The sequence below is a fragment of the Kitasatospora sp. NPDC094016 genome, assembly GCF_040304045.1.
Lineage (GTDB): Bacteria > Actinomycetota > Actinomycetes > Streptomycetales > Streptomycetaceae > Kitasatospora.
Genome location: NZ_JBEOUK010000026.1, coordinates 103315 through 121559 on the forward strand (window position 1 = coordinate 103315; position 18245 = coordinate 121559).

At 73.9% G+C, this 18245-nt stretch carries 13 protein-coding genes; 1 reads left to right on the top strand and 12 read right to left on the bottom strand.

What is annotated here, in order from left to right:
* Window positions 1–35 precede the first annotated feature (35 nt).
* On the top strand, window positions 36–680 hold the full coding sequence (locus ABT015_RS23370) for a response regulator (protein WP_350882069.1): 645 nt from the start codon (window positions 36–38) through the stop codon (window positions 678–680).
* A gap of 25 nt (window positions 681–705) precedes the next feature.
* Here the strand turns inward: ABT015_RS23370 and ABT015_RS23375 are convergent, their stop codons facing one another.
* From ABT015_RS23375 to ABT015_RS23430, 12 genes are all read right to left on the bottom strand, one after another.
* Window positions 706–1350 carry a LuxR C-terminal-related transcriptional regulator gene (locus ABT015_RS23375; RefSeq protein ID WP_063348719.1) on the bottom strand — a complete coding sequence of 215 codons (645 nt, stop codon included), beginning with the start codon at window positions 1348–1350 and terminating at the stop codon, window positions 706–708.
* On the bottom strand, window positions 1314–2633 hold the full coding sequence (locus tag ABT015_RS23380) for a sensor histidine kinase (protein WP_350882072.1): 1320 nt from the start codon (window positions 2631–2633) through the stop codon (window positions 1314–1316). Before ABT015_RS23380 ends, ABT015_RS23375 begins: the two co-directional genes overlap by 37 nt.
* Window positions 2634–2833: 200 nt before the next feature.
* Complete coding sequence (locus tag ABT015_RS23385) at window positions 2834–3322, bottom strand: MaoC family dehydratase (RefSeq protein WP_350882074.1); 489 nt, start codon at window positions 3320–3322, stop codon at window positions 2834–2836.
* 176 nt (window positions 3323–3498) lie between these two features.
* Window positions 3499–4530: a 2,3-diaminopropionate biosynthesis protein SbnB gene (gene sbnB / locus ABT015_RS23390; RefSeq protein WP_350882076.1), complete on the bottom strand. Its 1032-nt coding sequence runs from the start codon at window positions 4528–4530 to the stop codon at window positions 3499–3501.
* Between the two features lie 63 nt (window positions 4531–4593).
* Complete coding sequence (locus ABT015_RS23395; protein ID WP_350882078.1) at window positions 4594–6294, bottom strand: phytoene desaturase family protein; 1701 nt, start codon at window positions 6292–6294, stop codon at window positions 4594–4596.
* A gap of 11 nt (window positions 6295–6305) precedes the next feature.
* On the bottom strand, window positions 6306–7034 hold the full coding sequence (fabG, locus tag ABT015_RS23400) for a 3-oxoacyl-ACP reductase FabG (protein ID WP_350882080.1): 729 nt from the start codon (window positions 7032–7034) through the stop codon (window positions 6306–6308).
* Complete coding sequence (locus ABT015_RS23405) at window positions 7031–8152, bottom strand: beta-ketoacyl synthase N-terminal-like domain-containing protein (RefSeq protein WP_350882082.1); 1122 nt, start codon at window positions 8150–8152, stop codon at window positions 7031–7033. The genes fabG and ABT015_RS23405 overlap by 4 nt, the downstream gene beginning before the upstream one ends.
* Window positions 8153–8154: 2 nt before the next feature.
* Window positions 8155–9423 (bottom strand): beta-ketoacyl-[acyl-carrier-protein] synthase family protein, encoded by a 1269-nt coding sequence (locus ABT015_RS23410; protein WP_350882084.1) that lies wholly within the window; start codon window positions 9421–9423, stop codon window positions 8155–8157.
* A gap of 61 nt (window positions 9424–9484) precedes the next feature.
* Window positions 9485–9733: an acyl carrier protein gene (locus ABT015_RS23415; protein ID WP_063348726.1), complete on the bottom strand. Its 249-nt coding sequence runs from the start codon at window positions 9731–9733 to the stop codon at window positions 9485–9487.
* Between the two features lie 289 nt (window positions 9734–10022).
* Window positions 10023–10226: an MbtH family protein gene (locus tag ABT015_RS23420; protein WP_350882087.1), complete on the bottom strand. Its 204-nt coding sequence runs from the start codon at window positions 10224–10226 to the stop codon at window positions 10023–10025.
* 50 nt (window positions 10227–10276) lie between these two features.
* Complete coding sequence (locus ABT015_RS23425) at window positions 10277–17584, bottom strand: non-ribosomal peptide synthetase (protein WP_350882089.1); 7308 nt, start codon at window positions 17582–17584, stop codon at window positions 10277–10279.
* Window positions 17581–18245 (bottom strand): phosphopantetheine-binding protein (locus ABT015_RS23430; RefSeq protein WP_350882091.1); only part of this gene is annotated, 665 nt, incomplete at its 5' end. The genes ABT015_RS23425 and ABT015_RS23430, both read right to left, overlap by 4 nt.

Below are 18245 nucleotides of genomic sequence, written 5' to 3' on the forward strand. Positions count from 1 at the left end.
TGTGCTCGGATGCTACCCCGTGCGAGGATCAGCCCATGACGACACGCATCGTGATCGCTGACGACCAGGCAACCGTGCGGGACGGCTTTCGACACATCCTCGACCTGCAACCGGACATGGAGGTGCTCGCGGTCGCGGGCGACGGTGACGAGGCGCTCGAGATCGCGCGGAGGCTGCGGCCGGACGTCCTGCTCGCCGACATCCGGATGCCGCGGATGGACGGGCTGGAGCTGACCCGCCGGCTGGCCGAGGAGAGCCCGGGCGTACGGGTCGTCATCGTCACCACCTTCGACCTCGACGAGTACGTCCACTCGGCGCTGAAGGCGGGCGCGTACGGTTTCCTGCTGAAGCGTTCCGGTGCGCCGCTGCTGATCGAGGCGGTGCGCGCCGCCGTCGAGGGCGACTCGCTGATCAGCCCGCAGATCACCACCCGGCTGCTGCGAAGCCTGGCCGGCCCGAAGCAGAAGAAGGCGCCCAAGGCCGAGCAGTTGACGCCGCGTGAACTCGAGGTCGCGCGGCTGGTCGCGGACGGCCTGACCAACGCCGACATCGCGGAGGCGCTGTTCATCTCGGCCGGCACGGTGAAGACCCACATGACCCACGTGCAGCGGAAGCTGAAGGTGAACAACCGGGTCGGCATCGCGGCCTGGGTCTGGGACTCGGGCGCCCGGCACGGCTGAGCCGGCCGCTCGCCGCGGACGGACGCTACTGGTCGAGGTAGGCGAGGACGGCGAGGACGCGGCGGTTGTCGCCGTCGGTGGGGAGGAGGCCGAGCTTGGTGAAGATGTTGCTGATGTGCTTGGCGACGGCCTTCTCGGTGATGAAGAGGCCCTGGGCGATGCCGGCGTTGGAGCGGCCCTGGGCGAGCCATTCGAGGACTTCGCGTTCGCGGTCGGTGAGGCTGCCGACGTTCTCGTCGCGTTCCTTGCGGACGAGGAGCTGGGAGATGACGTCGGGGTCCATCGCGGTGCCGCCGTCGGCGACGCGGCGGATCGAGTCGAGGAACTGGGAGCCGTTGGTGACGCGGTCCTTGAGCATGTAGCCGACGCCGCGGCCGCCGCTGGCGAGGAGTTCGCGGGCGTAGAGCGGTTCGACGTACTGGGAGAGGAGCAGGACCGGGAGGTCGGGCATGGTGCGGCGGGCGGTGAGGACGGCCCGCAGGCCCTCGTCGGTGAAGTTCGGCGGAAGCCGGACGTCGACGACCGCGACGTCCGGCTGCTGCTCGGTGAGGGCCGCGAGGAGGTCGGCGCCGTTGTCGACGGCGGCCACCACCTCGTGTCCGTAGGCCTGGAGGAGGCGGATCAGGCCGTCCCTCAGGAGGAAGTGGTCTTCGGCGAGGACAATACGCACGGAAGCTCCATCGTCACCATGGTCGGGCCGTTGACGGGGCTGTTCACGGCCAGGACCCCGTCGAACGTGCTGAGTCGTCGCTCGATGCCGCGCAGTCCGGTGCCCCGGGTGGCGTCGGCGCCGCCGCGGCCGCTGTCGGTCACGGTCATGCGCAGCATGCCGTGATCGTAACGGATGTCGATCCAGGCCCGGTCGGCGCCGGAGTGCTTGGCGACGTTGGTGAGGATCTCCGAGATCGCGAAGTAGGCGGCGGACTCGACGGGCATCTCGGCGCGGCCGGGCAGGTCCACGACGACCTCGGTGGGGACCGGGCAGACCATGGCCAGCGCCCGCACCGCGTCGGCGAGTCCGCGGTCGGCGAGGACCGGCGGGTGGATGCCGCGGACCAGGTTGCGGATCTCCTCCAGGGCCTTGGAGGAGGACTGGCGGGCCTCGATGAGCAGGGCCCGGACGGCCTCCGGGTTGGTCTCCAGCAGGTGTTCGGCGGCGTCCAGGGTCATGCCCATCGCGACCAGGCGGGCCTGGGCGCCGTCGTGCAGGTCGCGTTCGATCCGCTGGATCTCGGCCATCTGCGTGTCGACGGCGGTGCTGCGGGTGGTGGTGAGGTGCTGGATCCGACTGGCCATCAGTTCCTGCTCGCTGGGGGCGAGCATGGAGTGGGTGTACCGGGCGTGCTTGCGGATGGCGCGGGGGGCCATCCACAGGGCCAGCGGCAGTTGCAGGACGCCGAGGACGCCGGCCAGCACCGCGGTGGCCTGGCCGTCGATCGGGATGAACTGGTACCAGAGCCCGTCCCACCGGGTCGACAGCGGGACGCCGAAGAAGGCCAGGAAGATGCCCCAGAAGCCGCTGAGCAGGACGGCGAGCGGCATGAAGGCGAGGAAGCCGCCGACGATCGGGTCGGTGAGCACCCAGGTGAACTCCCGCTTGGTCTGCGGGTCGCTCATGATCCAGCGGTAGCGGGCGACGGCCCCCGAGGCGCCCTCGGGGGCGGCCGGCAGGCCGCTGGGCGGGCCGGGGATCTGCACGCCGGACCAGCGCTCGGACAGGCCGCGCTGACGGGCGGCCAGCGCCCGGACGCGCTCCATGGCCCGCGGCACCAGGCCGAGGCCGGGGCCGACCAGGGAGATCGCGCCGGTGACCCCGAGCGAGCGCCCGAAGGCCGCCACCGACATCCAGCAGAGGGCCAGTGCCCGCCGCAGCCCGGTGAATCCGGCGGGGACGGAGAATCCCCTGATCTCGACCGCCGAGGGGCTTCCCCCGAGCTTCATCGTGCGGTCCATGACCCGCTCCTCTCTGGTGCCGTTCGCTGTGCCCCGGCCGTGGTGGCCGTGTGACCATTCTGGCGGGGGCGGCGCGACGAAATCGGTAGTAATAACCCCCCTCTTGCGCGACCGGAGGGGGAGGTTCTTCTACCTGGCGGCGGCGGTGACGGCGGCGGTGACGTCGGTGGTGACGTCGGCGGTGACGCCGGCGGACGGGCTCAGAAGCCGTCCGATTCGCCCTCGGCGGTGTCGGGGGCGGCGACGAAGAGGGACAGGGTGTCCGCCACGCAGGCCGCGTGCTGCCGGCCCTCGACCTCCACCGTCATCCGGACCGCGGCGAGGTGGCCCATCGGGGTCTCGCGGACGCTGGTGACCTTGGCGCCGCCGCGGACCCGGGCGCCGACCGGGATCGGGCGGGGGAAGCGGACCTTGTCCAGGCCGAAGTTGACACCCAGTTCGACGTTGTGGATCTCGAAGATCGCGCGCATCATCGCGGGCAGCAGGCCGAGCGTCATGTAGCCGTGGACGATGGTCCCGCCGAACGGGCCGGTGGCGGCGCGCTCCGGGTCCACGTGGATCCACTGGAGGTCGCCGGTGGCGTCGGCGAACTGGTCGACGCTGTGCTGGGTGACGTCGAGCCATTCGCTGTAGCCGAGGTGCTCCCCGGTCGCCCCGGTGAACTCGGCCAGGTTGGCAAAGGATCTCATGCGGGTGATTCTGGGCGGCCGTCCATGGCGCGGACAAGGCGTCGGGGGGGCCGGGAGGCCGTTCGGTCAGCGTGCCGTCAGTTGGCCGTCAGCGGAGGGGGCGGGGCGGCGGGGAAGGCCGCAGGCCCGCCGGCGCCGGGAGCGCGGACGGGCCTGCGGGGCGGGGCGGGGAGGACTCAGCCGTAGCGCTTGAGCTCGTGGAAGAAGTCCGGGACGGTGTGCAGCTGCCCGGCCGCGAGGACGCGGTCGTAGACGTGCTTGGCGACGGCCATGTCGAGCACGCCGAGGCCGAACGGGGAGAAGACCACCGGCCGGTCGGACGGCGGGGTGATCGTGCCGTTGAGCACGTCGTAGAGCGTGCCGGCGACGAACTCGCGGTGGCCGACGCGCTGTTCGGCCAGGTGCGGCGAGGTGCCGGCCTTCATGCAGTGCTCGATGTCGTCGACGACGTTCCACGAGTCGAGGACGATCTCGGGGGAGAGGTCGCGCAGCGAGACGTGCAGCACCAGCGGGTTGTGCGAGAACCACTGCGGGTCCGTCACGTGCGGCTCGCCGGCGACGGTGGCGAAGACCACCAGGTCGCTGGAGCGGATCAGGTCCTCGGCCTTGTCGTGGACGGTGATCTCCACGCCCTCGCCCTCGGCCCGGCGCAGGTAGTCGGAGAAGCCGTCGGCGTGCTCGGCGGACAGGTCGTGGACGCCGGCCGCGGTGAAGTCGAAGCCGTTGGCGGCGAGGTAGGTGTGCACGTAGCGGGCGATCAGGCCGACGCCGAAGAAGCCGACCCGGGTCGGGCGCTCGCCGCGGGCGTCGGCGAGCCGGGCCGCCGCGAGGGCCGCGGAGGCGGCGGTGCGCGCCGCGCTGATGATCGAGCTCTCCAGGCAGGCGAACGGGTAGCCGGTCTCGGCGTCGTTGAGGATCAGGACGGCCGAGGCGCGCGGCAGGCCGGCCGCCACGTTGTCCGGGAAGCTGGAGATCCACTTGATGCCGTGCACGCCGACCTCGCCCTTGACCGAGGCCGGCAGCGCGATGATCCGGGAGGACGGGCGGTCGGGGAAGCGCAGGAAGTACGAGTCCGGGTTGACCGTCTGCCCCTCGCCGTGCAGCCGGTACGCGGCCTCGACCGTGGCGACGACCTCGTCCTCGTGCCCGTTGAGGGCCTCGTGCACCTGGGCGCCGGAGACCACGGCGAAGGGAGGGACCTGATTCATGGGAACAGTGCTCCTGGTCGGAGAAGTGAGGATCGGAGGGTGGGGAAGCGGGCGGAGGAGGGTTCAGCCGATGCGGGCCAGGCCCTTGGCGCGCTGCCGCGCCCGCCCGCGCGAGACCACCAGCGGGTCCCAGTCCGGGCCGCGGTCGGGCAGCCGGGAGGGGTCGCCGAGCACCGCGCCGCCGAAGACCTCGCGCAGCAGCGCGCGGCCGATGATGTCGGAGGCGGCGGCCATGCCGCTGTTCGCGACCGCGGCGATGCCGCTGCCGTAGCGCACGCTCTGGCCGACCACGTACAGGCCCTCGACCTCGGTGCGCACGTCCGGCCGCTGGCTGGAGCCGCCCCAGCTGGCCATGCCGTACGGGGTGCCGCCGGTGGCCCGGATGTAGCGCTCGTGGGTGAGCGGGGTGGCCGTCTCCAGGTGGGTGATGCGCTCCCGGAACGGGCCGATGACCTTCTCGGCGGTGGCCAGCATGACCTCGGTGAGCTGCTGCTTGCGGGCGAGGTAGGCGGCGTTGCGGCGGTAGGGCTCGCCGTCGGCCGGGCCGCCCTCCAGGCCCCAGAACGCGTAGCCGGGCGGCAGGCCCGTCATGAGCTGGAAGTTGCTGTGGCCGGGCGGGCAGACGGCGGCGGCGCCCGGGTCCTTGAGGGAGGCGAAGGAGAAGGTGAGCGCCGGCACCGAGTCCATCGAGCCGTCCCGCGCGTACCGCTCCAGCATGGCGGCGTGCGCGCCCTCCATGTCGTCGCTGTCGTGCCACCAGAGGTTGGCGTTGGGCAGGCCCGGCAGTTCGGTGTCGAGCCCGATGTACACCGAGACGAAGGAGCCGCGCATGGTCGCCGCGCGGGTGCGGGCCACCACCTCGGAGGGGAAGGCGTCCTCGCCGCCGCACAGGTCGAGGACGGTGCGCCGGTAGTCCGCGTTGGAGATGACCAGCGGGGCCGAGATCCGCTGCCCGTCGGTGAGTTCGACGCCGGTGGCGCGCCCGTTCTCGATCAGGATGCGGCGGACGTCGCAGCGGGTGCGCAGTTCGCCGCCGTGCGCCTCCAGCGCCTCGACGAACGCGGCGACCATCGCCTGGCCGCCGCCCTCGGGGTAGTACGCGCCGCGCAGGTAGTGGTCCATCATCGAGGCGTGGTGGGCCAGGCTGATGCCGTCGGGCATGGTGCCGTAGTTGCCGGCCTGCGCCGCGAGCAGCGTGCGCGCCTTGGCGGAGAGGCCGAAGTGGCCCAGGGCGTCGGCGAAGGTGCGGCGGGACCAGCGCATGGTCTGCGGGGACTTGCGGAACAGGTCGACCAGGGAGACGCCGTTCAGGCCGGCGCGGGTCGAGCCGGCCACGTTCTCGGCGAGTTCGAGGAAGCCGGCGATCCGGTCGGCCTCCTCGGGCAGGGCCTGCCGCAGCCGGTCGCGGTAGGCGTCCCAGCCGGCCGGCACGTCGACGGTCGCGGTGGGCGTGATGATCCGGTCGAAGCCCTGCTCGTTGTCCATCGGCCGGAACCGCACCCGGTCCAGGACGCCGAGGCCGGCCAGGATCGCCGGGAAGTGCCCGTCGGGGCCGCAGTCGCCGAGGTAGTGCGTTCCGACGTCGAACTCGTACTTGCGCCGGCGGCGGAACACGTGCGCGTTGCCGCCGGCGATGTCGTGCTGTTCGAGGACGAGGACGCTGCGCCCGTCGGCCGCCAGGTAGCCGGCGGTGGTCAGGCCGCCGATGCCGCTGCCGACGACGATCGCGTCGTAGTGGTCGCGCAGTCCCTGGGTCCCCTGCATGCGTGCTCCCATCAGAACGTGCCGCCGCCGTGGATCTCGAAGACCGACCCGCTGATGTAGGCGGCGCGGTCGGAGAGCAGGAAGGAGACCAGGTCGGCCACCTCCTCGGGCTTGCCGGCCCGGCCGAGGGCGACGTTCTTCAGCATCCGCTCGACCGCGGCGTCGGACATGTCGCCGACCATGTCGGTGGCGATCAGGCCCGGTGCGACCACGTTGGCGCGCACGCCGCGCGGGCCGCACTCCTTGGCGAGGGACTTGGTGAAGCCGATGATGCCGGCCTTGGAAGCGGCGTAGTTGGCCTGGCCGAGGTTGCCGTAGATGCCGGACACCGAGGACAGGTTGACGATCGATCCGCTGCGGCGCTTGCTCATCGCGAAGGCGGCGGCGCGGCACACGTGGTACACGCCGTCCAGGTTGGTGCGCAGGACCTGGTTCCAGTCGTCCTCCGGCATCAGGATGACCGGGCGGTCCCGGGTGATGCCGGCCGAGGTGACGGCGGCGTCCACCGGGCCGACCTCGCGCTCGGTGCGGTTGTACCAGTCGCGGACCTGTTCCGGGTCGGCCACGTCGCACTGGGTGGCCGTGATCCGGGTGCCGAACTCGCCTGCCTGCTTGACGAGTTGCTCGGCGGCGTCGGCGTTGGAGCGGTAGCAGAAGGCGACGTCGTAGCCGTCCTGGGCCAGGCGCAGCACGATGGCCTTGCCGATGCCCCGGGACCCGCCGCTGACCAGGGCGATCACGCGTGCTCCCCGAAGAGTCTCAGGACGGCGCAGCCCACCGCGCCGTCACGGTCGACGGCGGACACCAGGGCGATCCGGCCCCGGGCCGCCGGGTCGGCCTCGGCCACGCCGAGCACCGCCTGGATCTGGAAGGACGCGGAGGCCGCGCTGGTGTCGCCGAGCAGTTCCATGGACGGGACCCGGCCCAGTGCCTCGGCCGGCAGCAGCGCGGCGAGCGCGTCGTACTCGGCCCGGCCGGCCGCGGTGGGCGCGGCGCAGGGGACGGCGGCCCAGACCTCGTCGGCGGTGACGCCGGCGCGGTCCAGGGCGCGCCGCACGCACGCGGTGACGGCGGCCTCGGGGTCGTCGTCGATGTCGACGCGGGTCTCCACCGCGAGCACCGCGGCGAGCGCCGGGCGCTGGGCGGTGCCGGCGTGCTCGACGACGAACAGGCCGCAGCCCTCGCCGAGCAGCGGCGTGGAGTCGCCGGCCGCGACGGCGGTGTGCTCGATCCAGGCGTGCGCGGCGGAGAACTCCTCGGCCGAGCCGACCAGGTACTTGGTCGCCCGGCCCTGGCCCATCAGGCGCCGCGCGTAGTTGAGGGCGAGCAGGCCGCTGACCCGGCCGCCGGCGACGGTGGTGTTGGGGCCCTTGAGGTCGTGCCGGATGGCGGTGGCACCGGCGGCGTGGTTGAGACTGCCGAAGGGGATGCGGCCGGCGTCGACGTGGAAGGGCAGCGCGTTGGTGTAGGACTGCTTGAGGAAGTTGGTGACGTTCTCCAGGCTGCCCATCGAGATGCCGAGGACCACACCGGTGCGGTCGTCGGTCTCCACCACCCGGTTGCCGTCGGCGTCCTTGAGCAGGCCGTCGGAGGCGACCAGGGCCAGCGCGGTGAGCCGGTCCATCTTGGCGGTGCCGGTGGGGCCGAGCAGGCCCTTGATGTCGAAGCCGGGCACCAGGCAGACGTCGGGCGACGGCAGCGTGCCGAGCGCGGCGTCCGCCTTGACGGCGGTCTTGGCGCCGGCGCGCACGCCGGACGCGAAGTCCTGGCGGGTCAGGCCGTGCGGCGACACGGCCGACCAGCCGGTGATGACGAGTGTCTCCGGCGGCAGGGCCGCCGGGGTGGCTGCGGTGGTCATCGTCAGACTCGCTCTCCGTACGTGCCCAGAATCAGGATGGCGTTGTTGCCGGCGAAGGCGCTGGAGTTGTTCTCCACGATCCGGACCTGCGCGTCGACGGCCTGGTTGGGCACGACGTCCAGCGGGCAGTCGGGGTCGGTCTCCACGTGGTTGATGGTCGGCGGGATGAACTGGTGCTCGATGGCGATGCTGCAGGCGATCGCGCCGAGCGCGCTGGCCGCGCCCATCGAGTGGCCGAGCATCGACTTCACCGCGACGGTGCGCGGCGGTGCGTCGCCGTACACGTCGACGATGGCGGCCGACTCGGTCTTGTCGTTGGCCTTGGTGCCGGTGCCGTGCGCGGAGATGAAGTCGATCTCGTCCCGCTCGACCCCGGCGTCGTCCAGGGCGAGCCGGATGCCGCGCGCGATGCCGTCGCGGTTCGGCGCGGTCGGGTGGGCGGCGTCGCAGCTGAGGCCGTACCCGAGCACCTCGGCGTAGATGTGCGCGCCGCGGGCGAGGGCGGACTCCAGGCTCTCCAGGACGAGGATGCCCGCGCCCTCGCCGGTCAGGATGCCCTGGCGGTTCCTGTCGAACGGGCGGACCACGTCCGGGGTGAGCGCGCCGAAGCGCTTGAACAGCGCGAAGGCCTTGCGGCAGACGGCGTCGGCGCCGCCGCACAGCGCGATGTCGACCTCGCCGGAGCGGATCGCGTCCAGCCCGTAGCCGATCGAGTAGTTGCCCGCCGCGCAGGCGGTGGTGATGGTGGTCGGCTCCACGTTCGGCATCCGCAGCTCGCGGGCGATGACGGTGGTGAGCCGGCCGGCGTTGATCCGGCGGGACAGCACCGGGTCCATGGCCTCCGGGTCCCCGGCCGCGAGCTCCTGCTCGACCAGCACGCCGATGTCGTGACCCTCGCCGTCGGTGGTGCCGACGCTGATGACGGCCTGGCGCTCGCCGAGGTCGGACTCGGTGAGCCCGGCGTCCTCCACGGCCATCCGGGCGGCGGCGACGGCGAACTGCCCGGCGCGGCCCATGTCGTCGAGGGGGACGTTGCGGATCCAGCGCTCCGGCTCGAAGTCGGGGACCTCGCAGGCGATGTTCTGGCCGAACCCCTCGGTGTCGAACCGGGTGATCGGCCGCGCACCGGAGCGGCCGGCCCGCAGCCCCGCGGTGTACTCCTCGACACCCGTGCCGATGCTGGAGATCGCCCCGAGGCCGGTGAGGACGACCCGGCGGCGGTCGGCCGGCACGCCGGCGCGGGGTGCCGCTGGTGACTGTGCGGTGGACATGGGACTCCTTAAGCAGTGGGATGCCTGCGGGCGGGGGTTCCGGTCCCGGAACCCGCCCCGATCACCAGCCGGCGGCCGTCGCGGTCACCTGGTACGTGGCCTCCACGTTCACCATCTTCGGCAGCTCGTTCATGTCGATGACGATGGAGTACTCCATCTCCAGGGCGCTGAGCACGTCGATGAGCTTCAGCGAGTCGGCGCCCAGCTCGTCGACGAACAGCGCGGTGTCGGCGAACTCGGTGTGCACGTCGATGTTCTCGGCGATGATTTCGCGGATGCGGGTGAGACGCTCCGGCGCGACCGTCGTCATGCTCGTTTTCCTCCGTTTTCGCGGGCGCCTTGTGCGGGTGCCCTGGGGTGCCCGGAGAATCGGGCCTCTGGGCAGCAAATTAGTCAGGCCCGATGACGGGTCGATGACGTCCAACTGACCGCTCACTGACGGGTCCTGGTGGGGTGTCGCGTACCTGGTGGGGAGGGGTGCCGGGGACAAAACGGCCGCCCGCCGCACCGTCGGGCGAAGGCCCTGGGGGTGCGGCGGGCGGCGGGGTTCGGAGCCGTCCGGCGGCGTTCTTCCGGATTCCGGGCGCGGGCCCGGCCGGTCAGCCCTGCTGCTGGAGGCTGAGCGGGCGCATGTCCGTCCAGCTGCCCTCGATGTGGGCGACGGCGGTGGCCCGGTCGGTGGCCTCCAGGGTCACCGACCAGCCCTCCGGGACGGCGGCGAAGGACGGCCACAGGGAGTGCTGCCCCTCCGCGTTGACGAGGACGAGGAAGGTGCCGTCTTCGCGGTCAAAGGGGTTCGCCATGACTGTTCTCCAGATCTCGGGATCGCGGGACGTGCCGGGTTGATCGGGCGTCAGGTGGTCGGGGTGCCGGTCGGGCTCGCGGCCAGGGCGGCGAGGGCGTGTTCGACGACCGCGCCGATCGCCGCCGCCGGTGCGGGTTGCAGCAGTTGCTGGTGCCCGCTGTCCACGTCGTGCGCGCGGACGGCGGAACCGACGTGCGGCTCCCAGCTCTTGAGCTTGAGGGCGCGCTCCTCCGGGGTGGGGCGGGTGTCGCCGCCGGCCGCCACGAAGAGCGTCATCGGGCAGCCGTCGAAGCGGCCCGGGGTGAACCGCTGGAACAGCTCCAGGTTGTTCCGCATGACCCCCAGCAGCCGTTCCAGCGTACCGGGTTCGAGTGCGGCGAGGGGGCCTTCGGTGCGGGCCAGGTGTGCGGCGACGCCTTGCGGGGTGAGCCGTTCCGGCTCCGCCGCGTCGATCCCGGCCTCGGCCAGGAAGTCGGCGAGGAACTCGGCGTCGCTGGGCCGGGCGCCGAGGGCGTCGTCGGGGTAGGCGTCCAGGTTGGCCAGGAACGCCACCCGCTCGCCGGCGGCGTGCAGCCGGACGGCCATCTCGTGCGCCACGACGCCGCCGTAGGACCAGCCGAGCAGGTGGTACGGGCCGTGCGGCTGCACGGCGCGCACCCGGGCCAGGTACTCCTCGGCGACGTCGCCCAGGTCGGTCGGCAGCGGGCCGTCGCCGGACAGGCCGCGGGCCTGGAGGCCGTAGACCGGCTGCTCCGGGTCGAGGTGCTCGGCGAGCGCCGCGAACGGGATCGCGAAGCCGAGGCCGCCGTGCACGCAGAACAGCGGGGGCCGCCCGCCGGTGGGCCGGATCGGCAGGACGGGCCCGAGCAGGTCGACCGCGCCGCCTCCGCTGGTGGCGGCCGCGGCCAGCGCCTCCAGGGTGCGGTGCTCGAAGACCGCGCCGAGGCTGATCGGCAGCCCGGCCCGGACGGCCGCGTTGACCAGCCGGATCGCCTTCAGGCTGTCCCCGCCGAGGGCGAAGAAGGAGTCCTCGGGGCCGACCGGGCCCGTGCCCAGGACCTCCTCGACGGCGGCGCAGAGCAGCCGTTCCGGCTCGGTGCGGGGCGCCCGCGGGGCGCGGGCCGAGGGGGCGGCCGCGGGGGCGGGCAGGGCCTTGACGTCCAGTTTGCCGTTGGCGTTCAGCGGCAGTTCCGGCAGCGCGGTGTAGCTCTCCGGCACCATGTGGCCGGGCAGCGAGCGGGCCAGGTGGCCCCGCAACTCGGCCGGTCCGGGGGCCGGCCGGCCGTCGGCGGGCACCAGGTAGGCGACCAGGCGGCGCTGGCCGGCGGCGTCGGCGGGGGCCAGGACGGCGGCCCGGGCGACGGCCGGGTGCTCGGCCAGCAGCCGTTCGATCTCGCCGAGTTCGACCCGGTAGCCGCGGATCTTGACCTGCTGGTCGGCGCGGGCGACGTACTCGATCCGGCCGTGCCGGTCCCAGCGGACCAGGTCGCCGGTGCGGTACATGCGCTCGCCAGGGGCGCCGAACGGGCAGGCGGTGAAGCGGGCGGCGGTCAGCCCGGGCCGGCCGAGGTAGCCGCGGGCCAGGCCCTCGCCGGCCAGGTACAGCTCGCCGACCACGCGGCGCGGCACCGGCCGCAGCGCCTCGTCCAGGACGTACGCGGAGGTGTCGCCGATCGGCAGGCCGATCGGGACGGTGCCCTGGGCGCGGCCGAGGTCCTGGCCGGTGGCGAAGGTGGTGGTCTCGGTGGGGCCGTACACGTTGAACACCGTGGTGTCCGGCAGGGCGGCCCGCAGCCGGTCCAGGTGGTCGCGGGAGTGCGCCTCGCCGCCGGTGAGCAGCGCCCGCAGCGGGGCCAGGGCGCGCGGCCGGGTGTCAGCGATGGTGTTGGACAACTGGGTGGTGAGGAAGGCGACGCTCACCCGGGCGGCGGCCAGGAAGGACTCCAGGGCCTGCGGGTCGGCCGGGCCGGGCGGGTGGACCGCCACCCGGGCGCCGTGGGCGAGCGCGCCCCAGATCTCGAAGGTGGAGGCGTCGAAGGCGACCGGCGCGAAGTAGAGGAAGGTGTCCGCGGCGGTCGGCGCCAGCTCCGGCAGGCCCAGGACCAGGCGGACGGCGGCGCGGTGCGGGACCGCGACGCCCTTGGGCTTGCCGGTGGAGCCGGAGGTGTAGATGACGTACAGCAGGTCGTCGGGGTCGATCGGGGCGGCGGGCACCGGGGCGGTGACGGGCCGGCCGGCCAGGTCGGCCAGGGTTTCGGGGGCGTCCAGGAGCAGCTTGACGACCTCGGCGGGGAGTTCCCGTCCGGCCAGGGAGCGTTCGGTGACGAGCAGCCGGGCGCCGCTGTCGGCCAGCATGTCGCGGACCCGCTCGTCGGGGTAGGACGGGTCGATCGGCAGGTAGGCCGCGCCGGTGCGGGCGATCGCCAGCAGGGTGCTCACCACGGCCGGGCCGCGCTCCAGGCGCAGCGCCACCAGGTCGCCCCGGCGGGCGCCGCGCGCGGTCAGCAGGTGGGCCAGGCGGTTGGCCTCGGCGTCCAGTTCGGCGTAGCTGGTGTGCCGCAGCCGCTCGGGGCGGCCGGGCTCGGTGTGGACCAGCGCGACCGCGTCCGGGGTGGCCGCGATCCGGCGGTCCACCAGGGCGGTGAGGGTGCTGCGCGGGGTGCCGGCCCGGTGGGTGCCGAGGGCGAGCAGTTCGGCCTCCTCCTCGGGCCCGAGCAGGTCCAGCCGGGACAGCGGCCGGGCGGGCTCGGCGAGGGCGGCGGCGAGCAGCCGCAGGTAGGCGTCGGTGATCCGGCGGGCGGTGGCGGGCTCGAACAGGTCGGTGCGGTACTCGACGGCGAGCGCGAGCGCGCCGCCGGCCTGCTCGGTGAGCTGGAAGAACAGGTCCCACTTGGCGGTCCGGACGGGCACCGGCTGCTCGGTCACGGCGAGCTCCGGGTCGTCCTCGGGCGCCGGGGCCGGGCCGGCCTGCTGGAAGCCGAGCATCACCTGGAACAGCGGGTGCCGGGCCATCGAGCGCTCGGGGTTGAGCACCTCGACGAGCTTCTCGAAGGGCACGTCCTGGTGCTGGTGGGCGGCCAGGTCGTAGGCCCGGACCCGCTCGGCGAGTTCGCGCAGGCCCGGGTCGCCGGAGGTGTCGGTGCGCAGCACCAGGGTGTTGACGAACATGCCGACCAGCTCGTCGAGCCGTTCGTCGGTGCGGCCGGCGATCGGGCTGCCGAGCGGGATGTCGGTGCCCGCGCCGAGCCGGGTGAGCAGGGCGGCGAGCCCGGCCCGCAGCAGCATGAAGACGCTGACGCCCCAGGCGGTGGCGAGCCGGTGCAGCTCGGCGGTGAGCGGCTGCGGCACGGTGGCGCGCACGACGTCGCCGCCGTGCTCGGCCCGGGTGCCGCGCGGGTGGTCGAAGGGCAGCGCCAGTTCCTCCGGCAGGCCCTTCAGGGTCTCGGTCCAGTAGCCGAGCTGGCGGGCGAGTTCGCTGCGCGGGTCGTCCTGGGTGCCGAGCAGTCCGCGCTGCCACAGGGCGTAGTCGGCGTACTGGACGGGCAGCGGCGGCAGTTGGGCCGGCCGGCCGGCCGTCCGGGCCCGGTAGTAGGCGGTGAGGTCGCGGGTGAGCGGGGCGAGCGACCAGCCGTCGGCGGCGATGTGGTGCAGGACGATCGTCAGCACGTGCTCGTCCGGGCCGAGCCGGAACAGGCGGGCGCGGAACGGGAGGTGGTGCTCCAGGTCGAAGCCGTGCGCGGCCTCGGCGGCGAGGGCGGCGGGCAGGCCCGCCTCGGTGGTCTCGCTCACCGGGAGCGGGACGGCGGCCTCGGCCGGGGTGAGCACCCGCTGCTCGGCCGGTCCGCCGCCGGCGGCCTCGGGGGCCCCGACGGGCGCGCGCTGCGGGAAGACGGTGCGCAGCGCCTCGTGCCGGGTGACCACGTCGTGCAGGGCGCCCGCCAGGGCGGTGACGTCGAGCCGCCCGGAGAGGCGGATCGCCAGCGGGATGGCGTACAGCCCGCCGGGTGCGCCCAGGTGCTCGACGAACCAGAGCCGCTGCTGCGCGTACGACAGCGGCAGCACGGCCGGGCGCGGCCCGGCGGCGAGCGGGGCGCGGCCGGGTGCGGCGGCGGCCAGCCGTTCGGCGAGGCGGGCCGGGGAGGGGGCCTCGAAGAGGTCCCGCACCTGGAGTTCGGCGCCGAGTTCGGCGCGGACCCGGTTGACGATCCGGGTGGCGAGCAGCGAGTGGCCGCCGAGGGTGAAGAAGTCGTCGTCGACGCCGACCCGGTCGAGTCCGAGCACCTCGGCGAAGACGCCGCAGAGCCGCTCCTCCTCGGCGGTGCGCGGGCCGCGGGCCGAGGTGGTGTACGCGGGGGCGGGCAGGGCGCGGCGGTCGAGCTTGCCGTTGGCGGTCAGCGGCAGCGCGGCGAGCGGGACCACGGCCGCCGGGACCATGTACTCGGGCAGCCGCTCGGCGGCGAACTCCCGCAGCCCGGCCGGGTCCGCGCCGTCGCGGGGCACCACGTAGGCGACCAGGCGCTGGTCGCCGGGCCGGTCCTCGCGGGCGATCACGGCCGCCTCGGCGACCGCGGGGTGGTGGCCGAGGACGGTCGCGATCTCGCCCAACTCGATGCGGAAGCCGCGCAGTTGGACCTGCTCGTCGGCGCGGCCCAGGTACTCCAGGGTGCCGTCGGCCCGCCAGCGGCCGAGGTCGCCGGTGCGGTACATCCGGGTGCCGCCGGGCTCGAACGGGCAGGCGACGAAGCGGGCCGCGGTGAGGTCGGGGCGGCGCAGGTAGCCGCGGGCCAGGCCGGGGCCGGTGATGTACAGCTCGCCGGGCACGCCGGCCGGGACGGGCCGCAGGGCGCCGTCGAGCAGGTAGACCCGCAGGTCCGGGATGCCGCGCCCGATCACGCTGCCGCCGCCGGCGGCGGCCGTCGGGGCGTCCAGCTCCTGGTAGGAGACGTGCACCGTGGTCTCGGTGATGCCGTACATGTTGACCAGGCGCGGCGCGTCGTCGGCGTGCCGGGTGTACCAGTCGGCGAGCTTGCCGATGTCCAGCGCCTCGCCGCCGAACACCACGGTCCGCAGGGCGAGCGGGCGCGGGCGGTCGGCGTCGGCGCGCATCAGCTGGTAGAAGGCGGACGGCGTCTGGTTGAGGACGGTCACCCGCTCCTCGGCGAGCAGGTCCAGGAAGGCGTCGGGGGAGCGCGACACGTCGTACGGCACCACGACCAGCCGGCCGCCGCGCAGCAGGGCGCCCCACAGCTCCCAGACGGTGAAGTCGAAGGCGATGGAGTGGAACAGCGTCCACACGTCGCCGGGTCCGAAGTCGAACCAGTCGTCGGTGGCCTCCAGCAGTCGCGCCACGTTCTGGTGCGGCACCACGACGCCCTTGGGGCGGCCGGTGGAGCCGGAGGTGTAGATGACGTAGGCCGGGTGCTCGGGGGAGGCCGCGGTGTCCGGGGCGGTGGCCGGGTGGGCGGCCAGCGCGGCGGCCGTCTCCGGGGCGTCCAGGTCCAGGCGCGGCAGGTCCGGGCGCGGCAGGTCCGGGGCGTCGGGCGGCTCGGGCAGCACGCCGCCGGCGGTCAGCAGCAGCGCCGGACGGGCGTCGCGCAGGGTGTAGCCGATCCGGTCGGCCGGGTGGCCGGGCTCCAGCGGCAGGTAGGCCGCACCCGCCTTGAGGACGGCCAGGACGGCGACGACCAGCTGGGCGCCGCGCGGCAGCGCGACGGCCACCAGGCTCTCCGGGCCGGCGCCGCGGGCGGCGAGCAGGTGGGCGAGCCGGTTGGCCCGCTCGTCCAGCTCGCGGTAGCTGAGGGCGGCCTCGCCGGGGGCGGTGACCGCGACGGCGTCCGGGGTGCGGGCGGCCTGCTCGGCGAACAGCTCCGCGATGGTGGCGCGCCGCGCGGGTTCCCGGGGGGCGGCCGCGGCGCCGCTCCACTCGCCGAGGATGCGGGCCAGTTCGGCGGGCTCGGGCGCGCCGAGCCGGGCGAGCAGGGTCTGCGGGTCGTCGGCGACCTGCTCCAGGACGCGGACCAGCTGGTCCAGGACGCGCTGCGCGGACGCCTGCGGGCCCTCGGTGAGGCCCTCGGGGTTCTCGGCAGGGCCTTCGGCGGGCTTCTCGGCGAAGGCCGAGGGCCGGTAGGCGAGGTGCAGGTCCAGCTGCTCCCCGGGGAAGACGGTGAGGCTCAGCGGGTAGTGGGTGGCCGAGAGCACCTGGGCGGAGCTGACGGTGCCGCCCGACTCGCGGAACAGCGCGGCCTCGTCCAGCGGGTAGCTCTGGAAGGCGAGGACGGTGTCGAACAGCTCGCCCTGGACGCCGGAGGCGGCCTGCGCCTCGGCGAGCGGCAGATGCTCGTGCGGCATCATCGCGAGCTGCTGGCGGGCCAGCGCCTCGAACAGCTCGCTCGCCCGCTGGTCCGGGCGCAGGTCGGCGCGGACCGGCAGGGTGTTGGCGAACAGGCCGATCATCGACTCGACGTCCGGGACCTCGGCCGGGCGGCCGGAGGTGACGGCGCCGAACACCACGTCCTCGCGGCCGGTGAGCCGCCCGAGCAGCAGCGCCCAGCAGCCCTGCACCACGGTGTTGAGGGTCAGGCCCCGGCCGCGCGCCCAGCCGGCGAGCGCCGCGGTGCGCTCCGGCGACAGGAACCCCCGGACGAGCGACGGCAGTTCGAGGGAATCGCCGTCACCGGCGCCGGGCAGCGCCCGGACCGGCCCGTCCAGGCCGTCCAGCAGCTGCGCCCAGGCCGCCCGCGCGGCGGCCCGGTCGCGGCCGTTCAGCCAGGTCAGGAACGAGCGGTACGGCGCGGGCGCGGGCAGCGCCGCCGCGCCCGCCTCGTCGCCGAGCAGCACCAGCTCGCGGACGGCCAGCGGGAACGACCAGCCGTCCATGACGATGTGGTGTACCGACCAGAGGAACCGGTGGTGCCCCGCGCCGAGCCGGATCAGGGTGAACCGCATCAGCGGCGGCCGCGCCAGGTCGAACCGGCGCAGCCGGTCCTCGCGCGTCAGCCGCTGCGCCTCCTCCTCCCGGTCGGCCTCGGGCAGGTGGGTGAGGTCGTGCAGCTGCCACTCCGGCTCGACCTCGGTCTCCTTGAGGACGACCTGGACGGGCTCGCCGGTCTTGCGGTTGCGGAAGCAGGCCCGCAGGTTGGGGTGCCGGCGCAGCAGCGCGGCCGAGGCCGCGCGCAGTCGGGCGGCGAGCTGCTCGCCGTCACCCGCGCCCGGCCCGTCGATCTCCGCGACGAACTGGAGGGTGTACAGGTCGGGCGAGGCCTGGTCGTACGAGGACAGGAACAGCAGCCCCTGCTGGAGGGGGGAGAGCGGAAGTACTTCGCTGATCTTCGACCCGGTGCTGGGGGCGGTCGTCACGAAAGTTCCTCATTCAACTCGAATTCCAGATCGGCCAGTTCCTCGTCGGACAGGGCGATCAGACTGCTTTCGGGTTCCGTCGGGGCGGACTCGGCGGGGCTCTGCTCCTGTTCCTCGGCGACCTGGGCCAGGGCGGCGGCGGTCTTGTGGGTGAAGATGTCGCGGGTGGTGAGGGTGAGTCCGGCCTTGCGGGCGCGGCTGACGACCTGGATGGAGCGGATGCTGTCGCCGCCGAGGGCGAAGAAGTCCTCGTCGATGCCGACCCGGCCGGTGCCGAGGACCTCGGCGAGGATCTCGGTCAGCACCTGCTCGCGCTCGGTGCGGGGCGCGCGGGCCTCCTCCTGGTCCCCCAGGTCGGGCCTGGGCAGGGCCTTGCGGTCGAGCTTGCCGTTGGCGGTGAGCGGCATGGCGGGCAGCACCAGCCAGGACGCCGGGATCATGTACCCGGGCAGCAGCTCGGCCAGTTGACGGCGGATCCGGTCCGGGTCGACGCCGGGGCCGGTGAGGTAGCCGATGAGGCGGGGGTTGCCGGAGGCGTCGGGGAGGACGGCGACGGCGGTGTCGGCGACGGTGTCGAGGGAGCGGATGACGGCTTCGATCTCGCCGGTCTCGACGCGGCGGCCGCGGATCTTGACCTGGTGGTCGCGGCGTTCGATGAACT